The sequence below is a fragment of the Pseudomonas sp. KU26590 genome (genome assembly GCF_026153515.1).
Taxonomy (GTDB): Bacteria; Pseudomonadota; Gammaproteobacteria; order Pseudomonadales; family Pseudomonadaceae; genus Aquipseudomonas.
This window is the reverse complement of record NZ_CP110644.1, coordinates 826,058-849,844: the sequence shown is the minus strand read 5'-3', so window position 1 is coordinate 849,844 and position 23,787 is coordinate 826,058. Positions and strand designations below refer to the sequence as shown.

The 23,787-nt window shown below is 60.1% G+C and carries 23 protein-coding genes; 11 read left to right on the top strand and 12 right to left on the bottom strand.

Annotated features, from left to right (window positions below):
* Positions 1-239 precede the first annotated feature (239 nt).
* From OKW98_RS03870 to OKW98_RS03840, 7 genes are all read right to left on the bottom strand, one after another.
* Complete coding sequence (locus OKW98_RS03870; RefSeq protein WP_265388049.1) at positions 240-1,397, bottom strand: glutathionylspermidine synthase family protein; 1,158 nt, start codon at positions 1,395-1,397, stop codon at positions 240-242.
* 14 nt (positions 1,398-1,411) lie between these two features.
* Positions 1,412-2,140, bottom strand: a complete 729-nt coding sequence (locus tag OKW98_RS03865) for a DUF1190 domain-containing protein (protein WP_265388048.1) — start codon at positions 2,138-2,140, stop codon at positions 1,412-1,414.
* A 26-nt stretch (positions 2,141-2,166) separates the two neighbouring features.
* Entirely contained in the window at positions 2,167-2,592 is a 426-nt protein-coding gene (locus OKW98_RS03860; protein WP_265388047.1) for a DUF350 domain-containing protein, read from the bottom strand.
* Positions 2,593-2,605: 13 nt separating this feature from the next.
* Positions 2,606-3,274, bottom strand: coding sequence for a DUF2491 family protein (locus OKW98_RS03855; RefSeq protein ID WP_265388046.1), 669 nt, complete (start codon positions 3,272-3,274; stop codon positions 2,606-2,608).
* Positions 3,275-3,323: 49 nt separating this feature from the next.
* Positions 3,324-3,887 carry a rhomboid family intramembrane serine protease gene (locus OKW98_RS03850; protein WP_265388045.1) on the bottom strand — a complete coding sequence of 188 codons (564 nt, stop codon included), beginning with the start codon at positions 3,885-3,887 and terminating at the stop codon, positions 3,324-3,326.
* Between the two features lie 76 nt (positions 3,888-3,963).
* Entirely contained in the window at positions 3,964-4,671 is a 708-nt protein-coding gene (locus OKW98_RS03845) for a PspA/IM30 family protein (protein ID WP_074886925.1), read from the bottom strand.
* Between the two features lie 15 nt (positions 4,672-4,686).
* Positions 4,687-5,307, bottom strand: a complete 621-nt coding sequence (locus OKW98_RS03840; protein ID WP_265388044.1) for a YjfI family protein — start codon at positions 5,305-5,307, stop codon at positions 4,687-4,689.
* A gap of 168 nt (positions 5,308-5,475) precedes the next feature.
* On the opposite strand from OKW98_RS03840, the gene OKW98_RS03835 reads away from it, so the two are divergent.
* Positions 5,476-6,522, top strand: coding sequence for an FUSC family protein (locus tag OKW98_RS03835; protein ID WP_265388043.1), 1,047 nt, complete (start codon positions 5,476-5,478; stop codon positions 6,520-6,522).
* Positions 6,523-6,540: 18 nt separating this feature from the next.
* Here the strand turns inward: OKW98_RS03835 and ppk2 are convergent, their stop codons facing one another.
* Positions 6,541-7,452: a polyphosphate kinase 2 gene (ppk2, locus tag OKW98_RS03830; protein ID WP_416147991.1), complete on the bottom strand. Its 912-nt coding sequence runs from the start codon at positions 7,450-7,452 to the stop codon at positions 6,541-6,543.
* A 248-nt stretch (positions 7,453-7,700) separates the two neighbouring features.
* Between ppk2 and OKW98_RS03825 the strand changes: the two genes are divergently transcribed.
* The 10 genes from OKW98_RS03825 to OKW98_RS03780 all read left to right on the top strand — a co-directional run bounded on the left by OKW98_RS03825 (position 7,701) and on the right by OKW98_RS03780 (position 18,667).
* Positions 7,701-8,162: an Lrp/AsnC family transcriptional regulator gene (locus tag OKW98_RS03825; protein WP_265388042.1), complete on the top strand. Its 462-nt coding sequence runs from the start codon at positions 7,701-7,703 to the stop codon at positions 8,160-8,162.
* Positions 8,163-8,304: 142 nt separating this feature from the next.
* The gene (locus tag OKW98_RS03820; RefSeq protein ID WP_265388041.1) at positions 8,305-9,999 is read left to right on the top strand and encodes a flavin monoamine oxidase family protein; all 1,695 of its coding nucleotides are present in this window, start codon (positions 8,305-8,307) and stop codon (positions 9,997-9,999) included.
* 11 nt (positions 10,000-10,010) lie between these two features.
* The gene (locus OKW98_RS03815) at positions 10,011-10,811 is read left to right on the top strand and encodes a carbon-nitrogen hydrolase family protein (RefSeq protein ID WP_265388040.1); all 801 of its coding nucleotides are present in this window, start codon (positions 10,011-10,013) and stop codon (positions 10,809-10,811) included.
* A gap of 95 nt (positions 10,812-10,906) precedes the next feature.
* The gene (gene pqqF / locus OKW98_RS03810; protein ID WP_265388039.1) at positions 10,907-13,282 is read left to right on the top strand and encodes a pyrroloquinoline quinone biosynthesis protein PqqF; all 2,376 of its coding nucleotides are present in this window, start codon (positions 10,907-10,909) and stop codon (positions 13,280-13,282) included.
* A 188-nt stretch (positions 13,283-13,470) separates the two neighbouring features.
* Entirely contained in the window at positions 13,471-13,542 is a 72-nt protein-coding gene (pqqA, locus tag OKW98_RS03805; RefSeq protein ID WP_008365141.1) for a pyrroloquinoline quinone precursor peptide PqqA, read from the top strand.
* Between the two features lie 93 nt (positions 13,543-13,635).
* Positions 13,636-14,547, top strand: a complete 912-nt coding sequence (gene pqqB, locus OKW98_RS03800) for a pyrroloquinoline quinone biosynthesis protein PqqB (RefSeq protein ID WP_265388038.1) — start codon at positions 13,636-13,638, stop codon at positions 14,545-14,547.
* Positions 14,548-14,688: 141 nt separating this feature from the next.
* The gene (pqqC, locus tag OKW98_RS03795) at positions 14,689-15,444 is read left to right on the top strand and encodes a pyrroloquinoline-quinone synthase PqqC (protein ID WP_265388037.1); all 756 of its coding nucleotides are present in this window, start codon (positions 14,689-14,691) and stop codon (positions 15,442-15,444) included.
* The gene (gene pqqD / locus OKW98_RS03790) at positions 15,441-15,716 is read left to right on the top strand and encodes a pyrroloquinoline quinone biosynthesis peptide chaperone PqqD (protein ID WP_265388036.1); all 276 of its coding nucleotides are present in this window, start codon (positions 15,441-15,443) and stop codon (positions 15,714-15,716) included. The genes pqqC and pqqD overlap by 4 nt, the downstream gene beginning before the upstream one ends.
* Positions 15,688-16,875, top strand: coding sequence for a pyrroloquinoline quinone biosynthesis protein PqqE (pqqE, locus tag OKW98_RS03785; protein ID WP_265388035.1), 1,188 nt, complete (start codon positions 15,688-15,690; stop codon positions 16,873-16,875). Before pqqD ends, pqqE begins: the two co-directional genes overlap by 29 nt.
* Positions 16,841-18,667: an alpha/beta hydrolase family protein gene (locus OKW98_RS03780; protein WP_265388034.1), complete on the top strand. Its 1,827-nt coding sequence runs from the start codon at positions 16,841-16,843 to the stop codon at positions 18,665-18,667. The genes pqqE and OKW98_RS03780 overlap by 35 nt, the downstream gene beginning before the upstream one ends.
* A gap of 226 nt (positions 18,668-18,893) precedes the next feature.
* Here the strand turns inward: OKW98_RS03780 and OKW98_RS03775 are convergent, their stop codons facing one another.
* The 4 genes from OKW98_RS03775 to OKW98_RS03760 form a co-directional block, all read right to left on the bottom strand.
* Positions 18,894-19,760, bottom strand: a complete 867-nt coding sequence (locus OKW98_RS03775; RefSeq protein ID WP_265388033.1) for a DMT family transporter — start codon at positions 19,758-19,760, stop codon at positions 18,894-18,896.
* 85 nt (positions 19,761-19,845) lie between these two features.
* A complete protein-coding gene (locus OKW98_RS03770) occupies positions 19,846-20,007 on the bottom strand; it encodes a YqaE/Pmp3 family membrane protein (protein ID WP_037019089.1) in 162 nt (53 codons plus the stop codon).
* Positions 20,008-20,378: 371 nt separating this feature from the next.
* Positions 20,379-22,157, bottom strand: a complete 1,779-nt coding sequence (locus tag OKW98_RS03765) for an acyl-CoA dehydrogenase C-terminal domain-containing protein (RefSeq protein WP_265388032.1) — start codon at positions 22,155-22,157, stop codon at positions 20,379-20,381.
* 223 nt (positions 22,158-22,380) lie between these two features.
* A complete protein-coding gene (locus OKW98_RS03760) occupies positions 22,381-23,676 on the bottom strand; it encodes a GGDEF domain-containing protein (RefSeq protein WP_265388031.1) in 1,296 nt (431 codons plus the stop codon).
* Positions 23,677-23,787: the final 111 nt, after the last annotated feature.

The following is a 23,787-nucleotide window of genomic DNA, read 5'->3' as shown; positions in this document are numbered from 1 at the left end:
ACAGTAATCAGCTAAGATAATCTCATCAAAATTACGGTCAACACCACGTATCACGGGGTCTCCAGCTATGCCAAGCTACGCTCACTTACGAACGTTTTGTCTAGGCATATCAGCTCGCCCACCAACTCATAATCCCTTGGTCCACGGTTCGAGTCCGTGTGGGCCCACCAAATAAAAAGCCGCGCATTGCGCGGCTTTTTTGTTCTTGCGCGGCACCCGCACCGGTGCTCATCACAACCTCAATCAATCACCACATGCGGCAAAAACCGGCTGCTGTCCTTGGTGATCAAGCTGTCGTCCTCCCGAATCCCAATCCCCGAAGCCGTATCACCCACCACCCACGATCCGATCAGCGTGTAGCTGTCGCCAAAACGAGGCAACGGCGCGAACGCCTGGAGGATGTAGGGCGCATCGTTGTAGGGGCCGTCTTCGAAAATGACCTGGTCGGTCGGGGTGCGGATTTCGATGTTGGCGCCTTCGCGGGAAAAGTACGGTTTGCGCACCCAACCCTTTGGCACTGCGGATTGTGGGTGTTTATCGACAAAGGACGGCAGCAGATTGGGATGCCCTTCGTTGAACTCCCATAGCAACGGCAGGATGCCTTTGTTGGAAATGATCGCCTTCCAGGCAGGTTCGATGAATTGCGTGTCGCACTGCGGGATGGCTTGGCCGTGGGGCTCGTGGAAGACATGCTCCCAAGCGTGCAGTTTGAAGATGCGTTCGATCCAGCGGCCTTCGAGGTCGACAAATCGGCCGCTGGCGTTCAAGCCGATGTCTTCGATGTCGATGTGGCGGGTTTCGATGCCAGCGTGCTCGGCCATTTTGCGCAGGAATTCGGTTGTCCCTCGGTCTTCAATCGAGCCTGACATGCACGAGAAGTAGAAAGGCCCGCCTGCCCTGATCGCCGCAAAAGCCCGGACCAGATCCTCCGCCATCGAGTTGAACTGCGAAGCGTGGGCCGGCAATACGCCGCGCTGGATCTGCTCTTCAAGCCAGATGAGCTGAAACGCGCCCGCCTCATAGGCTGAGGTAGGCGTGTCCATGTTGGCTTCCAGCAGCTTGGCCGGGTTGACGCCGTCATAGCTGAAGTCAAAACGGCCATACAGATGCGGGTGACCTTCCTTCCACGAGGTGCGGACCAGATCGAAGAACGCCGGCGGAATGGCCAGCCGGGTCAGCAGCTCTTCACTCTCGACAACCTTTTCCACGATGTCCAGGCACATGGCATGAAGCTCCTGGGTCGGCGCTTCGATGTCGCGTGTGATCTGCGCTTCGGTGAACTGGTAGTAGGCCCGCTCATCCCAGTAGCGCTCGCCGTCGATGGTGTGAAAGTTGAAACCCTCACGCTCGGCCGTCTGCCGCCAGTCAGGACGTTCCTGGATGCTGATCCTTTTCATGGGTAACGTCCCTGTTATCCGCCGAAGCTTGAGCCGCTGCTTTTGCCGCCCCAACCGCTGCGAGCGGTGGCCTGGCTGCCGAAACCGCCACGGGAAACAGACGACGAGACGGAGGAGTTACGGCCAAGGGTGCTTTTGCTGTAAGTGCCGGTCGAGCTGCTTCGCGCCTGGGTGGAGTTGCCGAAGGTTTTGCCCTGCTCGATCTGGCGCGAGAGTGTGGAATACCCGTATCCACCCCGCGAGTCCCGCTCCTGATAAATGGGTTGGGCGTAGTAACGACCGCCACCGCCGGAGAATCCGTTGACCATGTTGCTGACGAGCATGCCCATCAGGAACCCGTTCACCCCGGAACCGAAGCCACCACCACCGCCGCCACCGGACTGGTTAGCCTGTGCCTTCGCTGCGTCGACCTGGGACTTGGGCAGCTCGCCGGAAACCTCCAGCTGGAAACCGCCGAGCTTGGGCGTGAACTTGCCATCGGCATTCTGCTGGCAGTAATCGGGGACAAAATCTGCTTCGCAAGCAGTCTTGTCGTCGTAGGTCGGGGCAATGCGGCGGTGCTCCGCCAGCGCGTTCATGTAAGCGTCCGAGCAGATGTCGACCGGGACTTTCTGATCCACACAGGCCTGGACCGACGGATAGGTCTGCTGCGCGGAAACCTCTACGGTGTCGGATTTGCTGCATGCGCTGATCGCCAGCGGCAGGGTGCTGGCCAGGACCAGCTTGAGGGAACTACGTCTCATCGATAACTCCTTTCGATAACGGGCGATCAGGTCGACGGCGTCATGCAGGCCGAGTTGAGAAAACCGACACTGATCGAGACGCTGGCGGCGTAGATGGCCGCCGCAAGCTCGCCTCGGGTGATGCGTGCGGAAAGATCCTTGAGCACCATGCTGGTGGCGGTGAAGGCCAGCAGCTGTACGACTGCCGCAATGACTGCCCAGATCACCACATCCAGTACGCTGATGCTGTAGGTGATGACATTGCTGGCAGGCAAGGCGAAGCCGATCAGCGCACCGGCCAGGGCGACGGCGGCGGCAACATTGCCCTCACGAATCTGGGCGAATTCCTTGTGCGGCGTCAGCCGCGTGTAGGCCATCTGAAACAACGCGAATAATCCGCCGGCCACAATGATGTAGATCACAAAACTCAGCAACGACTGGAAGCTGACGGACATACGAAGCGCTTCAAGCATTTTTTACTTCCTTTTAAATGACGGTGAAATCAGTGGACTGCAGGGTCACGCCGACCGACGTGGTGAAGGAGACAATGCCCTCCTCATCTTCCTCGACAGACAGCAGCAGAAACTCGCGACGATCCACCAATCCGGTGTCCCGCGCGTACAGCATGCTCAGGTGTTTGATGCGGTAAGCACCGTCAGGACTGACGACCTGCTCGTCCATGGGCGTGAGCTCGGTCTGGCCTTGTTCCGTGCCCCACTGACGCCCGTACTCCCAGCCGTCGTGCTCAAACACCGGAAGACCGACCTTGGAGGCTGGCCCCACCAGACGCTTAAGCTCCGCCTCGCTGTTGATGGTCACGACGCTGCTGTAGCCGAACAGGATGATGTCCTGAACGTCTTCGGCGGCAGGCCCGTTCATCATGACCTGCATCCAGTAATCTTCGTCTTCGAAATAGAAGCGCACCAGACGGACCGATTGCCCGAGGTCGACCTGCCCTACTGACCAGACCACTTCTTCATTGGGGACCACCAGCTCGGACTGGCCGTCGAGCATCAGCTTGAGCGAGTCGTCGAGGTCGAGCATACGACCGGTAGCCAGCCCGAACGGATTAGCCAGGCTTGCACCGGCGAGGGGATTGGAGCCGCCCGAAGGATTGGGTGATTCCAGGCCTAAAGCGCGTTTGATCCAGCTCATGTTTCATCTCCTTGAATTCGCGCCGAGGCGAGGTAAAAAGTTCTGCCACTCACTGCGCCGGACCTCGCTCGACAAGCCGCCGCGAGTGCATCAGCCAGGCCGTCACAATACCGGCAAGCGCGCCACACAGGTGTGACTCAATCGATACGCCCGGTACCGGGATGAAGCCGAAAATCAATCCGCTGTAGCCCAGCAGGGTCACCAGCGCAATCGCGAAACTCGCCAGGCTGCGTTGATACCACGCGCGCGCCAGCAGGTACGCCCACAAACCAAAGATCAGCCCGCTGGCGCCCACATGGATGACCGGCCGGCCAACCACCCAGACCATCATCCCGCCCAGCACAACGATCAGCAGCACCACACGGACGTAACGTTGAAGCCCCTCGGTCGCAACCAGCCAGCTCAGCACCACAAAAGGCAGAAGGTTGCTCAGCAGGTGACGGACCGAACCATGCAAAAACGGGGAGAACACGATGCCTTGCAGGCCGGAAAACGTTCTCGGCACCAGGCCGTGGGACAGCAGGCTGTTGGCGGTCAGGGAGTTAACCATCTGCACAACAATCATCAAAGCGGCAAGGCAGAGTATCGTTCGTAGTCCATTTCCGATGTTCATCTGCACACCGCTGAAACCCAAAAACTGAAACCGAAAAAAGGCAGACGGAAACCCGGCTGCCTCTGTTCAACGGTGCTTATTGCCCAGCGTTACCGCTCTGGTTTTGCGCTTTCAAGCGGGCCAGAACGTCAGCTGCGCCGCCCGTTTTTGCGCCGATCCCGGCATCTTGAAGACGACGCTCCAGATCGCCGCCATTGGCAGCCTCGGTCAGCTCATCGGCCGCTTCAAGCCTGGCGTCCTGTTCATCCTGACGCTGCTTGATACGTGCCAGCGAACCCACTGCGGTTTCGAGTCGGCCATTGGCGCCGCCCGTTGCAGCCGCCGCGTTGATCTGCGCCTTTTGCACGCTGTCGCGGGCCTTGGCCATATCGGTCTGCTGACGCAGGCCTTTGATCTGGCTTTCGGCTTTGATGACCTGCGCGGTCAGCTTGGCCACATGCACGCCAAACTGGTCGGCGGCAAGTTTCTCTTGATCGCGCAGGGCCGTCAGTTCGGCCACTTTCTCGGCACACTCGAGGGCGAGGGCTTCTTCGCCTTTATTCATCGCCGCGAGCGCTTTCTGCTCCCAGTTGGCGATGTTCTTGTCGTGCTCTTCGACGCGCTGCAGCGAGAGCTTGTGCTTGGCTTTGATCTGGATCAGCTGGTTGCGCGCCGCGAGCATTGACGCGTCGGCGTCACGGATTTCCTGGTCGAGGATTCGCAGTGCCTGAGCATCGACGATGGCTTCACCCACCTCGGAAGCCCCACCACGCAGCGCTGTGACCATTTTTTTCCAAAGGCTCATAGATGTGTCTCCCGATTACTGTGAATCAACTGTTAGAAGGTCTTCGTAGGCATCAGCCGCACGAATCACGTTGTCTGCCAGCGTGAGCACTTCGTGGACGATGACCGTCAGCGAAGAGGCAGCGCTCAGGGCGCCGAACATGCTGTAGACGGTTTCACCGTTTGGCATGGTCTCGATGCCGATCGACGACAGCGGGAAAAGGTCTCGACTGCGCAGAACTGTCTCGTTGAAAGACTTTGGGTCTTTGACCTGAGAGGCGTAGACCAGGACGGAATCAACCAGGATCTGGTCGCCCGCGATGGCAATGATGATCGGCAAGCCGCCGAACTGATTCATGACCAGACTCAGACTTGGCTCGGCGCCTTGAATGAGGGTCAGCTCGATCTCTTTGTCTTTCACCACATCCAGTTCGGCGAACGCCGAATGAAGTGTGTTGATGGTCCAATTGGTATTCTCAGTCATGAATCCCTCCAGTTTGATCCGGTTACCCAAGTAGGGCTGGCGCAGCACTTTTTCGATGTCTCTCAATACTTCCGCGTTTTCTGGAAGTACGTACAGCTCTCGTTTCACGTACCCGGCAGCGGTCAGCCGAGCGCGCATTTCGCGCATGTAGTCGGTTGAAGTTTTCCGAGCCATTGAAGTTTTTCCCGAACATCACATGTGATAGCAACGCACCCTACGCGCATTCAGGCAGGCGCGCAACATCTCACATGTGATGGATTTATGAACGAGTTTACTGAGGTAGTGACGCGCTGCTTTAAACGGGCTTCGGATATATTCACCTTCCCCATGGTCTGTAACCCCATGAACACAGCCTCCCTACCCTCTTGGCTTCGCCGCGCCCTGCGTCCGCTTCTGGACCCATACCGCCGCTATCGCCATGCCCGCTACATTCACGCCGGCCGCATCGTGGTCGGGTTACTGGTGTCGATTCTTCTGACGACAGGGATTAATTTGCCCCACGGTGAGTGGGCGTCGGTGACAATGCTGATCGTGATTGGCGGGTTGCAGCACCACGGCAATATCGGCAAAAAGTCGGTGGAGCGGGCTTACGGGACATTGATCGGTGCGGCGCTGGGCCTGGCGATCGTGGCGCAGGAAAGCTACCTGGGCATGCCGCTTTTGACGTACGTGGTCATGTCGCTGATCTGCGGTTTCTTCGCCTATCACGCGATTGGCAAGGGTGGTTATACGGCGCTGCTGTCGGCGATCACCCTGTTTATCGTGGCGGGGCACGGTGACAACCCGATCACAGACGGGCTGTGGCGGACGGTGGACATCCTGATCGGCATCGCCCTGGCGTTGGCGTTTTCGTTCGCGCTGCCGTTGTACGCCGTGTATTCGTGGCGCTACAACCTGGCGAGTGGCCTGCGAGACTGTGCCCTGGCCTACGACCGCATCGCCAGCGGGCAGTCGATCACTGCGGATGAGCACGTGAAGCTGACGGCTCGTATGGGCGCGACGCTGTTGCAGCTGCGCTCGCTCATGCCGTCGGTGTCCAAGGAAGTGAAGATTTCGATCGTTGAGCTGGACGCCATTCAGCGCCATTTCCGCATGTGCCTAAGCATCCTCGAGATTCTTTCGAACCTGCGTCCGGCAGACACTGGTAGTACAGGCGTGACGGCGGAGCAACGCCGCATTCGTCGCATGTTGATCGGCATGGCCCGCGCGCTGCAGACCGGCGCGACTGAGCGTTTGCAGCGGCCGACCGAGAGCTTGACCGTCGGGCCTGACGTTCCGACCGCCTCGACCGAGGTGCTCGGTTATCAGCTGATGACCCGCCAGTTCACGCAGAATCTCGAAAGCCTGCAACAGCGACTGGCGAAAACAGCGCCGGGGTGGAAGATCTGAACCACGCCAGCGCTGTGATCAATACACTGGCGGAACGACCATCTCGCGGGGCACTGGTGCGCGCAGGTAATTGGCGTTGTACTCGCGCTCCGGCAGCACCACTTGCGGTGTCTCGGTATCGCCGCGCGGGATCTGCTCCAGCAGGTGATGAATGCAGTTCAGGCGCGCCCGCTTCTTGTCGTCTGCTTCTACGATCCACCACGGCGCGACGTCGGTGTGGGAACGGGTGAGCATTTCTTCTTTCGCGTTGGTGTAGTCCTCCCAGCGACGACGGGATTCAAGGTCCATCGGCGAGAGCTTCCACTGTTTCAGCGGGTCATGAATGCGCATCAGAAAGCGCCGGTACTGCTCGTCGTCGGTGATGGAGAACCAGTACTTGATCAGGATGATGCCCGAGCGCACCAGCATTTTTTCGAACTCGGGGACGGTGCGAAAGAACTCTTCGTACTCATCGTCATTGCAGAAACCCATCACCCGCTCGACGCCGGCCCGGTTGTACCAACTGCGGTCGAACAGCACCATTTCGCCGGCCGCAGGCAGGTGCGCGACGTAGCGCTGGAAGTACCACTGCGTGCGCTCGCGCTCACTCGGCGCGGTCAGTGCAGCGACGCGGCAAACCCGCGGATTGAGCCGCTGAGTGATGCGCTTGATCGCACCGCCCTTGCCTGCCGCATCCCGGCCTTCGAACAGCACGACCACCTTGAGCTTCTGGCTCACTACCCAATCTTGCAGCTTCACCAGCTCGCCTTGCAGGCGCAGCAGTTCACGGAAGTAAAGGCGGCGATCAATCCCTTTGGGCACCTCCTCACCTAAGTCAGCCAACAAGCCATCCAGGCGCGCGTCGTCGTACTCCATTTCCAGTTCTTCGTCGAAGCTGTCGAGGATGTCGGCCTGGATGTAGCGGGCGGTTTCGGAGAAATCCAGAGTCATGACGAGGCTCCCGGCGTGGATTCAAAGGGATGGGGAGAGAATTTAGGCACGCCGGGGGTGACAGAAGAATGACAAAACCCTTACAGCACAGAAAAGTCTTACACAACCGACGCTAGTTCTCTGACGCCCATTCGTGCTGGACGAACAGCGCAAAACGCTTCAGCTGATGGTGAGCATTGCCGTTCGAATATCACCCACACCCCAACAGAATCTCCTAACATGCCCCGCTTGCCGAAGGAGATCCGCCCTTGCCTGACATTCATCCACCAGCGCTCGACGACATCGACCGCAAACTGATCGCCGCGCTGCAAATCAATGCCCGGGAACCGGTCGCCAACCTGGCTCGGCAATTGGGCATCGCGCGGACGACCGTGACCTCGCGTCTGACGCGCCTGGAAAAGGCCAAAGTCATCACAGGCTACGGCGTGCGTCTGGGTCAGCGGCTGGTGGACGGTGGTCTGCAGGCATATGTCGGGATCACCGTGCAGCCTCGCTCCGGCAAGGAAGTGTTGCGGCGGCTGAGTGCGCTCGCGCAGGTGCAACAGTTGTGCGCCGTGAGTGGCGAATTCGATTACGTCGCCTGGCTGCGCACGGATTCGCCGGAGCAGCTGGACCAGATGCTCGATCTGATCGGCAGTGTCGATGGCGTCGAGAAGACCACCACGTCGATCATCCTGAGCAGCAAGATCGACCGCGGCCAGCCGTCCTGACTTGCCGTTTCTGACAATGTGACGAAATACTCCGTCACTTTGACGGCATTCTCGACACAACGACGACACTCTGCGTCTTATTAACGTCCCAACTGTTATCTAGACTTGTCCACTTTCGCGCACCAGTCGAACAAGGTCAGTCATGAAGAACAATCGTCACCCTGCCAACGGAAAGAAACCGATCACGATTTTCGGCCCGGACTTCCCGTTCGCCTTCGATGACTGGATCGAACACCCGGCGGGCCTGGGCAGCATTCCTACGGAAAACCTCGGCAAAGAGGTGGCAATTGTGGGCGCCGGCATCGCGGGGCTGGTGGCGGCTTATGAGCTGATGAAGCTGGGCCTCAAACCTGTCGTTTATGAAGCCTCCAAAATGGGCGGCCGTCTGCGTTCGCAACAGTTTGAAGGCGCTGAAGGCATCATCGCCGAGCTGGGCGGCATGCGCTTCCCTGTCTCCTCCACCGCTTTTTATCACTACGTGGACAAGCTCGGCCTGGAATCCAAACCCTTCCCCAACCCGCTGACGGCTGCGTCCGGCAGCACGGTGATTGACCTGGAAGGCAGCACCCACTACGCACAGAAGCTGTCGGACTTGCCTGCGCTGTTTCAGGAAGTCGCCGACGCCTGGGCCGACGCGCTGGAAGACGGCTCGCAGTTCGCCGACATTCAGCAAGCCATCCGCGACCGCGATGTGCCTCGGCTGAAAGAGTTGTGGGACAAGCTGGTGCCGTTGTGGGACGACCGCACGTTCTATGATTTCGTCGCCACGTCCAAAGCCTTCGCCAAACTGTCGTTCTATCACCGCGAAGTGTTTGGTCAGGTCGGTTTCGGCACCGGTGGCTGGGACTCGGACTTCCCGAACTCGATGCTGGAGATCTTCCGCGTGGTCATGACCAACTGCGACGATCACCAACACCTGATCGTCGGCGGCGTCGGGCAAGTGCCAATCGGCATCTGGCGCCACGCCCCTGAGCGGTGCGCGCATTGGCCCGAGGGCACCAGCCTGTCGACGCTGCACCGGGGCGCCCCGCGCACGGGGGTCAAGGGCATCAGCCGGGCCACCAACGGCCAGTTCGCGGTCACCGACAATCTGGGTGACGTTCGCCATTACGATGCGGTTCTGGCCACGTGCCAGACTTGGTTGCTGACCACCCAGATCGAGTGCGAAGAATCGCTGTTCTCGCAGAAGATGTGGATGGCGCTGGACCGCACGCGCTACATGCAGGCGTCGAAGACTTTCGTCATGGTCGACCGGCCGTTCTGGAAGGACAAAGACCCGGAGACCGGCCGCGACCTGATGAGCATGACCCTGACCGATCGCCTGACCCGTGGCACCTATCTGTTCGATAACGGCACCTATTCCAACGGCGTCGAAAAGCCGGGCGTAATTTGCCTGTCGTACTCGTGGATGAGCGACGCGCTGAAAATGCTGCCGCACCCCGTTGAAAAACGCGTCAGCCTGGCGCTTGGGGCGCTGAAAAAGATCTACCCGAAGGTCGATATCGCCGCGCGCGTCATCGGAGACCCGATCACCGTGTCGTGGGAATCCGACCCGCACTTCCTCGGCGCTTTCAAAGGCGCGCTGCCGGGCCACTACCGCTACAACCAGCGGATGTACGCGCACTTCATGCAGAAGGACATGCCTGACGAGCAACGCGGCATTTTCATCGCCGGCGACGACGTCTCCTGGACACCCGCCTGGGTCGAGGGCGCAGTGCAGACGTCGCTGAATGCGGTGTGGGGCATCATGACCCACTTCGGCGGCAAGACTCACGCCGAGAACCCGGGACCCGGCGACGTGTTCCATGAAATCGGCCCGATCGTTTTGCCAGAATAAGGAAGCCCCAAATGCGCGTCGCCCTCTACCAATGCCCGCCATTGCCGCTGGACGTCAGCGCCAATCTTCGGCGCCTGGAAGCCCAGGCGATTAAAGCCTCGGCGCAGGGCGCGAAGCTGCTGGTCTTCCCGGAGATGTTTCTCAGCGGCTACAACATCGGTGCCCAGGCCGCGCGGGAGTTGGCGCAAGCGAGCGACGGCCAGGCGGCGCTGAAGATTGCCGAGATCGCTAAGGCCGCGGGCGTCGCAATTTTGTACGGCTACCCGGAGTTGAGCGGCGACGATCAGGTTTACAACGCCGTGCAGTTGATCGACGCGCAAGGTGTTCGGCTCTGCAATTACCGTAAGACCCATCTGTATGGCGAGCTGGACAACGCGATGTTCAGCGCGGGCGATGAGCACTTTCCAGTGGTGGAATTCGAGGGCTGGAGGCTTGGTTTTTTGATCTGCTACGACGTCGAGTTTCCCGAGAATACGCGGCGTCTGGCTCTGGCCGGCGCAGACCTGATCCTTGTACCCACCGCCAACATGGCGCCCTACGATTTCGTCGCGGAAGTCACCGTGCGAGCCCGCGCGTTCGAAAATCAGTGTTATCTGGTTTACGCCAATTACTGCGGCAGTGAGGGCGAGATCCATTACTGCGGTTTGAGCAGCATCTGCGCGCCGGACGGTCGGCAGATCGGTCTTGCGGGTCAGGATGAAGCCTTGGTGATGGCGGACCTGGATCGTGGAGCGATGAGCGAATCCCAAGCGATCAACACATATTTCAAGGATCGCCGGCCGGGCTTTTATTCGGGGCTGGGTAAGCCGTAGGGTCATCATCCTGCGTCGCCACTGCGTATCTCCCACACCGGCACCCCCGTTTATCCGCTAGCATGGCCGCTTAGTCATCAAACACCACAAGCGCCATGCCCAACCCCATCAGCCAACGATCCCTGACCCTGCCCAACGGCTTGAAAGTGGCGCTTGTTTCCGCACCGCGTTTGAAGCGTTGCGCTGCGGCCTTGCGGGTGGCCGCAGGCAGTCATGATGTTTCAGCTCGATGGCCGGGGCTTGCGCACTTCCTCGAGCATCTGTTCTTTCTCGGCACCGAGTGCTTTGCGGGCGACGAAAAGCTGATGGCGTTCGTGCAGCGTCATGGCGGGCAAGTGAACGCCAGCACACGCGAGCGCACCACTGACTTTTTCTTCGAACTGCCGCGCGCCGTGTTCCCCAGCGGTCTTGAGCGGCTGTGCGAAATGCTCGCCCATCCGCGTATGACGATTCCAGATCAGCTGCGAGAACGAGAGGTCTTGCACGCGGAATTCATCGCCTGGTCGCGAGACGATGCCTCCCGCGATCTGCTGAAACGCCTGCAGCCCTTGTCGGCGGCGCATCCCCTGCGCGGATTTCATGCAGGGAATCGCTTCAGCTTTCCAGTGCCGAGTCAGGCGTTTCAGCATGCGCTGCAGGATTTCTACCGACGGTTTTATCAGGCCGAGCAGATGACGTTGAGCCTCGCGGGGCCTCAATCGCTGGATGAACTGGAGAAGCTGGCGGCGCAGTTTGGCGGGTATTTCGCTCAAGGCATTCGGGTTCATCAACAGCAACCGCCTGCATTGCTCAATGAGGGACCGAAGCCACATGCGGTCCCTGACCAGCGTCGGATGCATCTGACTTTTGCGTGCGAAGGACTGCCGGCAGGGCAGGAACAAGCTGCCGCATTTCTCTGCACCTGGATGAATGACCCGCAAGAGGGAGGCCTGGTGGCGCAACTGCGCGAACGAGGGTTGATTGAATCGCTGAAGGCCGAGGTCATGTATGAGTTTGGCGGCCAGTCAGTAATCGACATCGAAGTCGCATGGGCTGCGAAGACTGCAATTGCGTCATCGCAGGTATCAGCGCTGGTGTTCAGCTGGATCGCCTTCTTCAGATCCCGTTACCACCCTTTGTTCGAAGAATACGCGCGGCTGGAACAACGGCGTCTGGCCGTCAGCGGTGCGCTGTCGCTGGCGCGCTATTTCAGCGCTGAAGCTAATGCGGCGGGCCTGTCGGAAGATGTGGTCGACGCACTGCTCAGCCAGCTCACACCACAGACGCTGTTGCAGGCGCAAGGCGAGTCTTCGGCGTACGAGGCCTCAAGCGTCCATTGGCGGTTGCCCGAACCCAATCCCCTTCTAAAGCAGGCAACGCCAGCCACTGCGCCGAACCTGCACTTGCCTGCGCTGACATTCAGCGATGCGTTGCCAGAAAACGGCGAGGCCGCGCTGTACCTGCGATGGACGCTCGTCGCTGCGCAACCAAAGCTCGCACGGATGCTGGAGGAAAGCCTGAAACCACTGGCCGCTCAAGCCAATCAAGCGGGGGTCACCCTGGCATTCAGTTCCTACGGCAGGTTCTGGCAATTGAAAGTCTCAGGCTTGGCGGAAGCGTTGCCCGCCGTGCTGGAACAGGCGCTGCGTCTGCTCGTCCAGCCGGATGCGCAGACCCTCGCGCGATACGCTGCGCCAGCTAATGAACCGGCCCTCATCCCGATACGTCAGCTGTTGAAGACCTTACCTGATCATTATTTGAACAGCTCAGTCACCCAGCAGACTGACAATCTGCAGCGCGTCTGGGCAGAGGCGTTCTGGACAGGGTTTGCCACGGGCTTTACACCCTCAGCGCGAAATGTGTTGAGCCACGCCGCCCGGCTCATCCACGGTCTCCCGGAGGGTTCGGCACTCGCGACACCTCGAGCCACAGGCACAGGCACAGGCACACGGTGGCAAATCGAACCGTCAGAATCTTCCGAAACTGCGGTGTTGATGTTCTATCCAGCGCCATCCGATTCTCTCCGCGACGAAGCCACGTGGCGACTGTTCGCACAACTGATGCAGGGGCCGTTCTATCAGCGCCTACGGGTCGAATTGCAGTTGGGTTACGCGGTTTTCAGCGGTTTCCGACAGATCGCAGGGCATGGCGGTCTGTTGTTTGGTGTGCAGTCGCCCAGTGCGAGCGCGGAACAGCTTGTCGCGTACGTAGAGACGTTCATCGAGCATCTGCCGACATTAATCAACGCCGCAGACTTACCCGCGCAGGTAAACATCCTGCAGGACCAGCTCGATACGGCTGACATGGAACACTCGCAAGCCGCCGAGCTGCTCTGGCAAGCGCATCTGGCAGGCCACGGCAGCGACTACGGCGCCCGCCTGCAACATTCGCTTGCACATCTTCAGCAAGCCGCCTTGCTCGAAGCCGCCCGTCGCCTGGCACAACCGGACGGCGCGCGGCTCTGCCTGTCGAACCGCCCTGTCTCGTTCTAGCCCGCCCCTGCAGCGGCCCGCAAACAGCTGATCATTGCCCGTTGTGCAAGGATCTTTATCGGATATTTCATCATTGGCCCTCCGATAATTTTAGTAACATAGGCCCCTAAGCATTTGAACGTCTCCGCTCGCAGGAGCACTAACAAATGTACTCACCCACCGCTGCACTAACCCAGAAGGAGTCAACTATGTGGACTAAACCTGCTTACACTGATCTGCGTATCGGCTTTGAAGTCACCATGTACTTCGCAAGCCGTTGATTGTTGCGCGGTGAGAAGCCTCGGTTCGCCGGGGCTTTTTTATTAACGCGATTCAGATTTCAGGGCCGCCTGGCCCGTCGCTACGGGGTTCACATGCACATCCAGATTCTCGGTTCCGCCGCCGGCGGTGGTTTCCCTCAGTGGAACTGCAACTGCGCCAATTGCGCAGGCTTTCGCGACGGCAGCTTGCGGGCGCACGCGCGCACCCAGTCGTCCATCGCGCTGTCGGACGACGGTGTGAACTGGATCTTGTGCAACGCCTCTCCCGACATCCGCGCACAACTTCAGGGTTTTGCCCCGATGCAGCCCAATCGTGGTCTGCGCGATACCGGGATCAGCGCGATCATTTTGATGGACAGCCAGATTGACCACACCACCGGGCTGCTGAGCCTGCGTGAAGGCTGCCCGCATCAGGTCTGGTGCACGGACATGGTCCACGAGGACCTGAGCACGGGTTTCCCACTGTTCAACATGCTCACACACTGGAACGGCGGCCTGGCCCGGAATCGCATCGAGCTGGAAGGCAGCTTTATCATTCCGGCCTGCCCGAATCTGCGCTTTACGCCGTTTCCGCTGCGCAGTGCGGCACCGCCCTACTCGCCACGCCGATTCGACCCGCACCCGGGCGATAACATCGGCTTGATGGTCGAGGACCTGAGCACGGGCGGCAAACTGTTCTACGCGCCGGGCCTGGGTAAAGTCGACGATGCCCTCATGGAGAAAATGAGCGGCGCCGACTGCCTGTTGGTCGACGGTACGATGTGGGATGACGATGAAATGCAGCGCCGTGGCGTCGGCACCCGCACCGGGACGGAAATGGGTCATCTGGCGCAAAACGGCCCCGGCGGCATGCTCGAAGTGCTGGAGAAGCTGCCGCAACAGCGCAAGGTGCTTATCCACATCAACAACACCAACCCGATCCTCGACGAAGACTCGCCCGAGCGCGCTGAACTGGCGCGGCGGAACGTCGAAGTGGCGTTCGATGGCATGAGCATCGAGCTTTAAGAACGCTGAATAACCGACTGTGGGGCTAAGTTTGCTCATGAAGGTGTCAGGTCAGCCTGCCGATACGGCCCCGGTAGATCGCCTTCGTGAGCAAGCTCACTCCCACGGGATCTGCGGACATTCTTGACGAGAACTGCCGACATGAGCGATGCAACGCCGCTGTCCCCCGCTGAATTCGAACAGGCCCTGCGCGCCAAGGGCGCGTATTACCACATCTATCACCCTTTCCATGTGGCGATGTATGAAGGGCGCGCGACCCGCGAGCAGATTCAGGGCTGGGTCGCCAATCGGTTCTACTATCAGGTGAATATCCCGCTGAAGGACGCCGCGATCCTGGCCAACTGCCCGGATCGGGAGATCCGCCGCGAGTGGATTCAGCGTTTGCTCGACCATGACGGCGCGCCCGGCGAAGACGGCGGCATCGAAGCCTGGCTGCGTCTGGGCCAAGCCGTGGGGCTGGACCCAGACCAACTGCGCTCGCAGGAACTCGTCCTGCCCGGTGTACGATTTGCCGTCGATGCCTACGTAAACTTTGCCCGTCGCGCCAATTGGCAGGAAGCGGCGAGCAGTTCGCTGACCGAGCTGTTTGCGCCGCAGATTCACCAGTCGCGTCTGGACAGCTGGCCGCAGCACTATCCATGGATCGACCCGGCCGGCTACGAATACTTCCGCACCCGCCTGGGTCAGGCCCGCCGCGACGTCGAGCATGGTCTGGCGATCACGCTGCAGCACTACACCACGCGGGAAGGCCAGCAGCGCATGCTGGAAATTCTGCAGTTCAAACTCGACATTTTGTGGAGCATGCTCGATGCCATGAGCATGGCGTACGAGCTGAAGCGCCCGCCCTATCACAGCGTGACCGACCAACGCGTCTGGCACAAAGGAATCGCCCTATGAGCTTCAATCGTGAGCAGGTGCCCAGCTGGCGCCGCGGTTATCGTTTCCAGTTCGAGCCCGCGCAAGACGGCCACGTGCTGCTCTACCCCGAGGGCATGATCAAGCTCAATGACAGCGCCAGCGCGATTGGCGGCCTGATCGATGGTCAGCGCAGCGTCGGCGCCATCATCGCCTCGCTTGACGAACAATTTCCCGGCGTTCCCGAGCTCGGCACTGACGTCGAGCAATTCATGGAGGTCGCCCGTGCAGAACTCTGGATCGAATTTGCCTGACTCAGTGAACACCCAGTCCGACATCTACATTCCGCCCACGCCCCCGGTCGGGCTGCCATTGTGGCTGCTCGCCGAGCTGACCTACCGCTGCCCGTTGCAGTGCCCGTATTGCTCCAACCCGCTGGATTTTGCCAAGCAGGGCAAGGAGCTGAGCACCGAGCAGTGGTTCAAGGTCATGGCCGAAGCCCGGCAGATGGGCGCGGCGCAGATCGGCTTTTCGGGTGGCGAACCACTGGTGCGTCAGGATCTGGCCGAGCTGATCGCCGAAGCTCGGCGGCTGGGCTTCTACACCAACCTGATCACCTCCGGCATCGGCCTGACCGAGCAGAAGATCATCGACTTCAAGGAAGCCGGACTGGACCACATTCAGATCAGTTTCCAGGCCAGCGACGAGCAAGTGAACAACATGCTGGCCGGTTCGAAGAAGGCTTTCGCGCAAAAGCTGGAAATGGCCCGCGCCGTGAAAAAGCATGGCTATCCGATGGTGCTCAACTTCGTGACCCACCGGCATAACATCGACAAGATCGACAAGATCATCGAGCTCTGCGTGGCACTGGAAGCGGACTTCGTGGAGCTGGCGACCTGTCAGTTCTACGGCTGGGCACACCTGAACCGGGTGGGTTTGCTGCCAACCAAAGACCAACTCGTGCGCGCCGAGCGCATCACCAACGAGTACCGGGTCAAGCTGGCCGCTGAAAACCACCCGGTGAAGCTGATCTTCGTCACCCCCGATTACTACGAAGAGCGCCCAAAAGCCTGCATGAACGGCTGGGGCAACCTGTTCCTGACCGTGACACCGGATGGCACTGCCCTGCCGTGCCATGGCGCGCGGCAGATGCCGATTCAGTTCCCCAATGTGCGCGATCACACGATGCAGCACATCTGGTATGAGTCTTTCGGCTTCAATCGCTTTCGCGGTTACGAGTGGATGCCAGAGCCTTGCCGCTCCTGCGACGAGAAGGAAAAGGACTTCGGCGGCTGCCGTTGTCAGGCGTTCATGCTCACCGGCGATGCGAGCAACACTGACCCGGTGTGCAGCAAGTCGCCGCAGCACCACTTGATCACCCAGGCCCGTGATGAAGCCGAGTATGCTAGCCAGACCATCGAGCAACTGGCCTTCCGCAATGAACGAAACTCACGCCTCATCGCCAAGTCCTGAACTTCTTTCTGCCGCCCAGGCTGTGGCGGCAGGCACCGATTTCGCCGAACTCAGCGTCAGCCCTGCGGGGCTTTTCTGGAGTGAGTTTCGCCCGCAGGATGCCGCGACACGCATCTGGCGCTGGCAAGACGGCGCGGCGGCTTGCCTGACGCCCGAGGGTTTCAGCGTGCGCAGCCGGGTGTATGAGTATGGCGGCGGGTCGTTCTGCCTCACCGACGATGCGGTGGTGTTCGTCAACGAAGCGGACCAGCAGATTTACCTCCAGCCCTTCGACGCTCAAACCCCTCACCCTCTAACCCAAGGCGACAAACTCTTCGGAGATGTCCGCTATGCGCGTGGGCAGATTCTGGCGGTTGAGGAGGATAAGGATACTCACCGGTTGGTCGCGATCGACGTAGCCGACGGCCGCCGCCACGTACTGGCCGAAGGCGCGGACTTTTATGCATCGCCCACCGTCAGGCCGGATGGCAATCGGCTGGTGTGGATAGAGTGGTGGCGGCCCCATCAGCCATGGACGTCCTCACGCCTGATGAGCGTCGAACGCCAGGCGGACCTCGCATGGGGCCGGCCGCACTGTCTTGCAGGCGGACTGGGGCTGGAATCGCTGCAGCAACCCCGTTTCGATGAAGCGGGCCGCTTGTATTGTTTGACCGACCGCGCCGGGTTCTGGCAGCCGTGGGTTGAGACGCTGGATGGCTTTGAAGCGCTGCCCGCCGCCCCTGCCGATCACGCTTCGGCGCCCTGGCAGCTGGGCGCGTCGACTTGGGCGCCGCTCGGCGACAGCGCGTACCTCGCCGCCTGGTTCGAGGACGGCAAAGGCCTGCTCGGCGTGCGCTCGGCGCAGGGTTCAGTTGAAGATTTCAGCGGCGATTACAGTCGTTTCAGAAGCCTCGCGGTCGATGCGAATTACATTTACTGCATCGCGGCGTCGCCGGTCAGCCCTTCTGCGGTGATTGCCATCGGTCGTGCTGACAAGCGCGTTCATGTCTTGGGCGGCGGCGTGAGCCCGCTCCCCGTCGAACGCATCAGCCAGCCGCAAACCCTGCGTTATCCGAGCGGCACCAGCGAAGCCCACGGGTATTTTTATCCAGCGATGAATGGCGACGACAAGCCGCCGCTGGTGGTATTTATCCACGGCGGCCCGACCTCCGCCTGCTATCCGGCGCTGGACCCGCGCATTCAGTTCTGGACGCAACGGGGCTTCGCCGTCGCCGACCTCAACTATCGCGGCAGCACCGGTTATGGCCGCGCCTATCGCCAGGCACTGTTTCTGGAATGGGGCGTTGTCGATGTCGAAGACGCCTGTGCAGTGGTTGAATATCTGGGCAACCAGGGCCTGATCGACCCGGCAAACGCATTCATCCGCGGCGGCAGTGCAGGCGGCTATACGACGCTGTGCGCATTGGCGTTCAAGGATGTGTTCCGCGCAGGGGCAAGCCTGTATGGGGTGAGTGACCCGCTCGCGCTGGCGGAAGCCACGCACAAGTTCGAAGCGGATTATCTGGACTGGCTGATCGGCGACCCCGACGTCGACATGGCGCGCTACCGGGAGCGCACGCCGCTGCTGCATGCAGACCAGATCAAAGTGCCGGTGATCTTCTTCCAGGGAGAACTCGACGCAGTCGTCGTCCCCGCTCAGACCCGCGACATGCTCAATGCGTTGCTGGAAAACGGTATACCGGCGGAAGGGCACTTCTATCCTGACGAACGCCACGGCTTCCGCAAAGCCGCCAACCTGGCCCATGCACTGGAAACCGAGTGGGCGTTTTACCGGAAGGTGATTAATGGTTGAGGTGTCAGGCATTTGCCGTCCCAAGTGTTGATGGCGGCCCGAAATTCGTAGGAGCCGGCTTGCTGGCGAACCGCGCGTCCAGGCGACACTGCGGCGTCTTACATGACGCTTTCGCCAGCAAGCCGGCTCCTACACAGTGCATTTGGCCCTGGAATTACCAGCGACCAAAGATGTTGCTCTGTTTGATTTGAACCTGCGGGCCCACTGAAACAACGAACACATGCACTCAGCCATACACGTGCAGCGCCACGGCACCGATCAATACCAGCCCTACCCCGCAGACCTGAATGGCGCTGAGCCGCTCTTTGAAGAACAGGAAGCCAAGCACGGCGGCGATCCCCCCTGAGAGGGTGCTGATGACGGTGACCACGGAAATCGACCCCACCATCGCGCCATACGAGAACGCGGAGAAACCACCCAGGTTCAGCAGACTCGCCGCCACAAGGGTTACCCCGGCGCGCGCAGGCGGCAGCTTCAGGGCGTCTTTCATCCGCAAAATCATCGGCGACAACACGGCGAGGCCCACCAGATACCCAAGCCAGAGCATCGTGACGGGGCCCAGTGCTGGCAACGCGTAACGGCCCTGCATCCAGAAGCTCGACCCGTACAGCAAGGCGGCGCCCAGTGCGTAAACGATCGCTTCCCGGTTGTGCTTTTTCGCCGTGGAATCTTCGCCAGACGTGATGCTCGACAGAACGACTCCCAGCATGCACAACGCGATCAACAGCAGCTGCGTCATCGAGATCTGCTCGCCGCTCGCCCACGACAAGAGCGTGGTGAATACGCCGTACGACGTCACCAGAGGAGCAACGATTGAGGCCTTGCCGAGCGCGAACGCTTTGGATAGGGCCAGCGCGCCGCAGACCGTGAAAACCGAGGCCAGCACACCCAGAAGCCAAGCAGGCCAAGGGGCAGAGAATGATTTGGAGAGGAAGGCCGGGTAGCACAGCAAGAGCACGCACATGATCAGGAAGCCAAGCGCCTGACCGAAATAAACCGCCCGCTTGACCCCTACCGCTCGGGCGTTGAGCCCAACCAGAAAGTCTGTGCCGCCCCAGAACAGAGCGGCGAGCAATCCCAAAACAACGTCCATCCCTGACCGTCCTGATCATAAAGTCCGACGTCGGACTCTATGTCAGCTGACCTGAGACAGGAAGGGCGGTGTTTACCGGATCGGGTTACTTGCGACTGACAATGATGTAGATCGCGTGGATGATCCCCGGGATGTAGCCCAGCAAGGTCAGCAGGATGTTCAGCCAGAATGCGCCAGCGAAGCCGACTTGCAGGAACACGCCCAAGGGTGGCAGCAGGATGGCGATGATGATGCGAATGATGTCCATGGGTGGAGCTCCTGATTAATGGCCCAATGTGGCCGCACAGCTAATCGACCTTGGGCCGTTACAGGGGTTCCGCGACACATATCATCAAGCCATTACCTTCGCGCTGACACGTCAATCGAAGCGGCCGTAGGGCTAGCCCTTTTCCAGGACGCAGAAAAAAGAAAACCCCGCCTAAGCGAGGTTTTCCAGACTGTTTCCCATGACTTCCATTTCTTCCCGCCATCCTGGCAGGCAATCCCTTACGTGTCCCTGTTATCTGTTGCGCGTCCTGCGCTACGTCCATGTGAGTAGATTAAACTTGGATCCACTGAAGCGATAGAGCCGATTGCCATCACGTCATGTAAGCAAATGCTTACACGCATTTCCCAGTGTCAGAACTGTGACGCCTCCAACAGGTACAGTGACTCGCTGCCCGCCTTAACAGACGCCGAAAGTGACTGAATCCGCGGCAGCAGACGCGCGAAGTAGAAACGCGCAGTGCCTAGCTTGCCGGCATAGAAATCTTCCTGAGCTTCTTTGCCCCACGCCGCTTTTGCCATCATCGCCCACATATAGGCGTAGGCCGTGTACCCGAATGCATGCAGATACTCAACGGACGCGGCACCGATTTCATTCGGGTTGCTACGCGCCCGGTCCAGCACCCAGTCGGTCAATTCGTCCAGCGTAGTCAGCGCTGCGGCCAATGGCTTGGTGAACTCGGCCTGCGAGCTGTCGGACGAAGCGATGAATTGACGGACTTCGTCGGAGAACAGCTTGTAGTACGCCCCGCCACTGGCGACGACCTTCCGGCCCATCAGGTCCAGTGCCTGAATGCCGTTGGTGCCTTCGTAGATCTGGGTAATGCGCACGTCACGCACCAGTTGTTCCTGTCCCCACTCACGAATGTAACCGTGACCGCCGAACACCTGTTGACCGTGCACAGTGATCTCCAGGCCCATGTCGGTGAGGAAGGCTTTGGCGACCGGCGTCAGCAGCGCAACCAACGCATCGGCGCGCTGACGCACGTCGGCGTCTTCGCTGTACTTGGCGGTGTCCAGTTGCATGGCGACGTACGTGGAGAACGCGCGACCACCTTCGTTCAGCGCCTTCATGGTCAACAGCATGCGACGCACATCGGGGTGAACGATGATCGGGTCAGCAAGGGTGTCCTTGGACTGCGCGCCCGTCGGGGCCCGGCTCTGCAAGCGGTCGCGGGCATACTCGATCGCGTTTTGATACGAACGCTCGCCGGACGCCAGGCCTTGAATGCCGACACCCAGACGCTCGTAATTCATCATGGTGAACATCGCCGCGAGGCCTTTATTCGGCTCGCCGATCAGATAGCCCGCGGCCTGATCGAAATTCATCACGCAGGTGGCCGACGCCTGAATGCCCATCTTGTGCTCGATAGACCCGCAGAACACCGTGTTGCGCTCACCCAGGCTGCCGTCGTCATTGACCATGATCTTCGGTACGAGGAACAGCGAAATGCCCTTAGGCCCCGCCGGGGCGTCCGGCAGCTTGGCCAGTACGAGATGAATGATGTTCTCGGTGAGGTCGTGCTCGCCGCCGGTGATGAAGATTTTAGTACCGCTGATCTTGTAGGACCCGTCAGCCTGGGGCTCCGCTTTCGTGCGGATAATCCCGAGATCAGTGCCGGCGTGGGCTTCGGTCAGGCACATCGAACCGGCCCATACGCCCGCGTACATGTTAGGCAGGTATTTGGCTTTCAGCGCTTCGCTGGCGTGGTTATTGATCGAGACGCAGGCGCCGGACGTCAGCATCGGGTACAGCCCGAATGCCAGGCTGGCGGAGTTGACCATCTCTTCAACCTGAGCCGACACCGCTTTGGGCATGCCCATGCCGCCGAATTCCGGGTTACCGCCGACGCCGACCCAGCCACCTTCCGCGTAGGTTTTATAGGCCTGAACGAAACCTGCCGGGGTGGTGACGACGGTGTCTTTCCAGTGACAGCCTTCTTCATCGGCCGCGCGGCTCAGGGGTGCAACGGATCTGCCAGTGACTTTGCCCGCCTCTTCGAGAATCGCCTCGACGGTCTCGGCGTCCACAGTTTCAGACAGTTCGGGAAGCGTGGCCCAAAGTCGGGAGACTTCGAACACTTCATTGAGGACGAAGCGCATATCGCGCAAGGGCGCTTTGTAGTCAGCCATGGCAAACCTCGTTTCAGCGGCAAAGAACTCGGGGGAGGAGCGGCACAGCAGGGATGTTGCGGCGCCGGTGTGTCAGTGGGACGAGTGTACCTGAACACCATTTGCGACACATAGGGTCAACGCGTGACTATTATCAAAGATCTGGTCACGCTCAAGCAACAGTCAAGCCCACCCCCGCGCACCGCCGCCTGCGCGTTCGTCCAATGATGAAAAAAAGGAGGTTTTAGCCAGCGGCGGCCATGCGAACAGCGCCGCGTTTGCTGGTCTGTGCGTGACTGATGACGCAGTTACGCCCGGCGCCTTTGGCGGCATACAACGCCTGGTCAGCGGACTTCAGGACTTCATCCGGATTACGGTGCTCGGGCAGACGCTCCGCCACGCCGATGCTGACCGTGACCGACACCGCTGAAGCCTGGGACCCCGCCCGACGCTGACGCCCTTGCAGGTCATCATTCGGGCGATTGTCCTGATTGCGCAGCTGAATCTGATAACTGGCAATGGTTTCGCGGATGACCTCAAGGTGCGGCATGCATTCTTCGAGGGTTTTTCCGGCGAACACGATGGCAAACTCTTCGCCGCCATAGCGATAGGCGCGCCCGCCGCCGTTGCTGATCTTCGACAATTTGCTCGCCACCAGACGCAGCACCTGGTCGCCGACGTCGTGACCGTGGGTATCGTTGAATTTCTTGAAATGATCGACGTCGCTCATCGCCAGCACGTAATTACGGCCCAGTCGCTGCATCCGCTCGTTGAGTGCGCGTCGGCCTGGCAGCCCGGTGAGCTCATCACGGAAAGCCATTTGGTAGGCCTCGTGCGCGACCGCCGCCGCAATCATCAGCATCACCTGACTGCACATGATGTTCAGGGTGAATGGCAGGATGAAGGTTTTGGGTAATGCCCAGAACATCCCGAGCAACCCCACCAGTTGCGCCGCATGCAGGGGGCGCGGCTTATAAACGTACTGCGTGATCAACACGGCGAACGCGATGAGAAAGGTTACGTAGGAAAGCTGGATCAGGCTCATCCATTCCCCGTGCAGCGCCGGCCAGCGGATGTCGGCGAGCCAGGCCAGCAGCCCGGCGGGAAAGCTCTGTTCGAGACCTAGCGCGACGCTGCCGACTGCGACCAGGACGGCCAGCCGTGCAACCAGGTCCTGAAACAGATGGGTCCGCTCTTCCCACGCCGCGTACAGCCCGAACAGGACTGGCAGCAAGAGGCAACACAGATGAAACACCACGGCGGCGTCCTCTCGGACTTTTCCGTTATCCCGGTAGTAATCAGTCTGTGTATCGAGCAGGAAATAGGCGATGTACACGGTGATCATCAGGAACAGCTCACGTTGTCGCTTGTACACGCCGCAATATGCGCCACCCAGCAACAGCACCAGCGTGGGCAGTACGTTGAAGAGTGAGGTGAAGAAGACGTTGAGGTCTTTCACGTACGCGGCCGCCAGTCCGGCAATCAGCAAAGCCAGAGAGGGTAAGAAATGACTGATGCGTGCGGCGGAGGGGCGCAACAAAAGGACTATCTCCTGACCGAATGATGCGAGTGCTGATGAAATGGCATTGTGCCTGTATCGGCCGCGTCATGCATAGGATGAGGAAGGATGTGCGCGCCTTGAGGCGACAAT

Bases quoted from the DNA above. Each gene is read 5' to 3' on its own strand.
- OKW98_RS03870 (WP_265388049.1), bottom strand. From the start codon at position 1,397: ATGAAAAGGATCAGCATCCAGGAACGTCCTGACTGGCGGCAGACGGCC.
- OKW98_RS03865 (WP_265388048.1), bottom strand. From the start codon at position 2,140: ATGAGACGTAGTTCCCTCAAGCTGGTCCTGGCCAGCACCCTGCCGCTG.
- OKW98_RS03860 (WP_265388047.1), bottom strand. From the start codon at position 2,592: ATGCTTGAAGCGCTTCGTATGTCCGTCAGCTTCCAGTCGTTGCTGAGT.
- OKW98_RS03855 (WP_265388046.1), bottom strand. From the start codon at position 3,274: ATGAGCTGGATCAAACGCGCTTTAGGCCTGGAATCACCCAATCCTTCG.
- OKW98_RS03850 (WP_265388045.1), bottom strand. From the start codon at position 3,887: ATGAACATCGGAAATGGACTACGAACGATACTCTGCCTTGCCGCTTTG.
- OKW98_RS03845 (WP_074886925.1), bottom strand. From the start codon at position 4,671: ATGAGCCTTTGGAAAAAAATGGTCACAGCGCTGCGTGGTGGGGCTTCC.
- OKW98_RS03840 (WP_265388044.1), bottom strand. From the start codon at position 5,307: ATGGCTCGGAAAACTTCAACCGACTACATGCGCGAAATGCGCGCTCGG.
- OKW98_RS03835 (WP_265388043.1), top strand. From the start codon at position 5,476: ATGAACACAGCCTCCCTACCCTCTTGGCTTCGCCGCGCCCTGCGTCCG.
- ppk2 (WP_416147991.1), bottom strand. From the start codon at position 7,452: ATGACTCTGGATTTCTCCGAAACCGCCCGCTACATCCAGGCCGACATC.
- OKW98_RS03820 (WP_265388041.1), top strand. From the start codon at position 8,305: ATGAAGAACAATCGTCACCCTGCCAACGGAAAGAAACCGATCACGATT.
- OKW98_RS03815 (WP_265388040.1), top strand. From the start codon at position 10,011: ATGCGCGTCGCCCTCTACCAATGCCCGCCATTGCCGCTGGACGTCAGC.
- pqqF (WP_265388039.1), top strand. From the start codon at position 10,907: ATGCCCAACCCCATCAGCCAACGATCCCTGACCCTGCCCAACGGCTTG.
- pqqB (WP_265388038.1), top strand. From the start codon at position 13,636: ATGCACATCCAGATTCTCGGTTCCGCCGCCGGCGGTGGTTTCCCTCAG.
- pqqC (WP_265388037.1), top strand. From the start codon at position 14,689: ATGAGCGATGCAACGCCGCTGTCCCCCGCTGAATTCGAACAGGCCCTG.
- pqqD (WP_265388036.1), top strand. From the start codon at position 15,441: ATGAGCTTCAATCGTGAGCAGGTGCCCAGCTGGCGCCGCGGTTATCGT.
- OKW98_RS03780 (WP_265388034.1), top strand. From the start codon at position 16,841: ATGAACGAAACTCACGCCTCATCGCCAAGTCCTGAACTTCTTTCTGCC.
- OKW98_RS03775 (WP_265388033.1), bottom strand. From the start codon at position 19,760: ATGGACGTTGTTTTGGGATTGCTCGCCGCTCTGTTCTGGGGCGGCACA.
- OKW98_RS03770 (WP_037019089.1), bottom strand. From the start codon at position 20,007: ATGGACATCATTCGCATCATCATCGCCATCCTGCTGCCACCCTTGGGC.
- OKW98_RS03765 (WP_265388032.1), bottom strand. From the start codon at position 22,157: ATGGCTGACTACAAAGCGCCCTTGCGCGATATGCGCTTCGTCCTCAAT.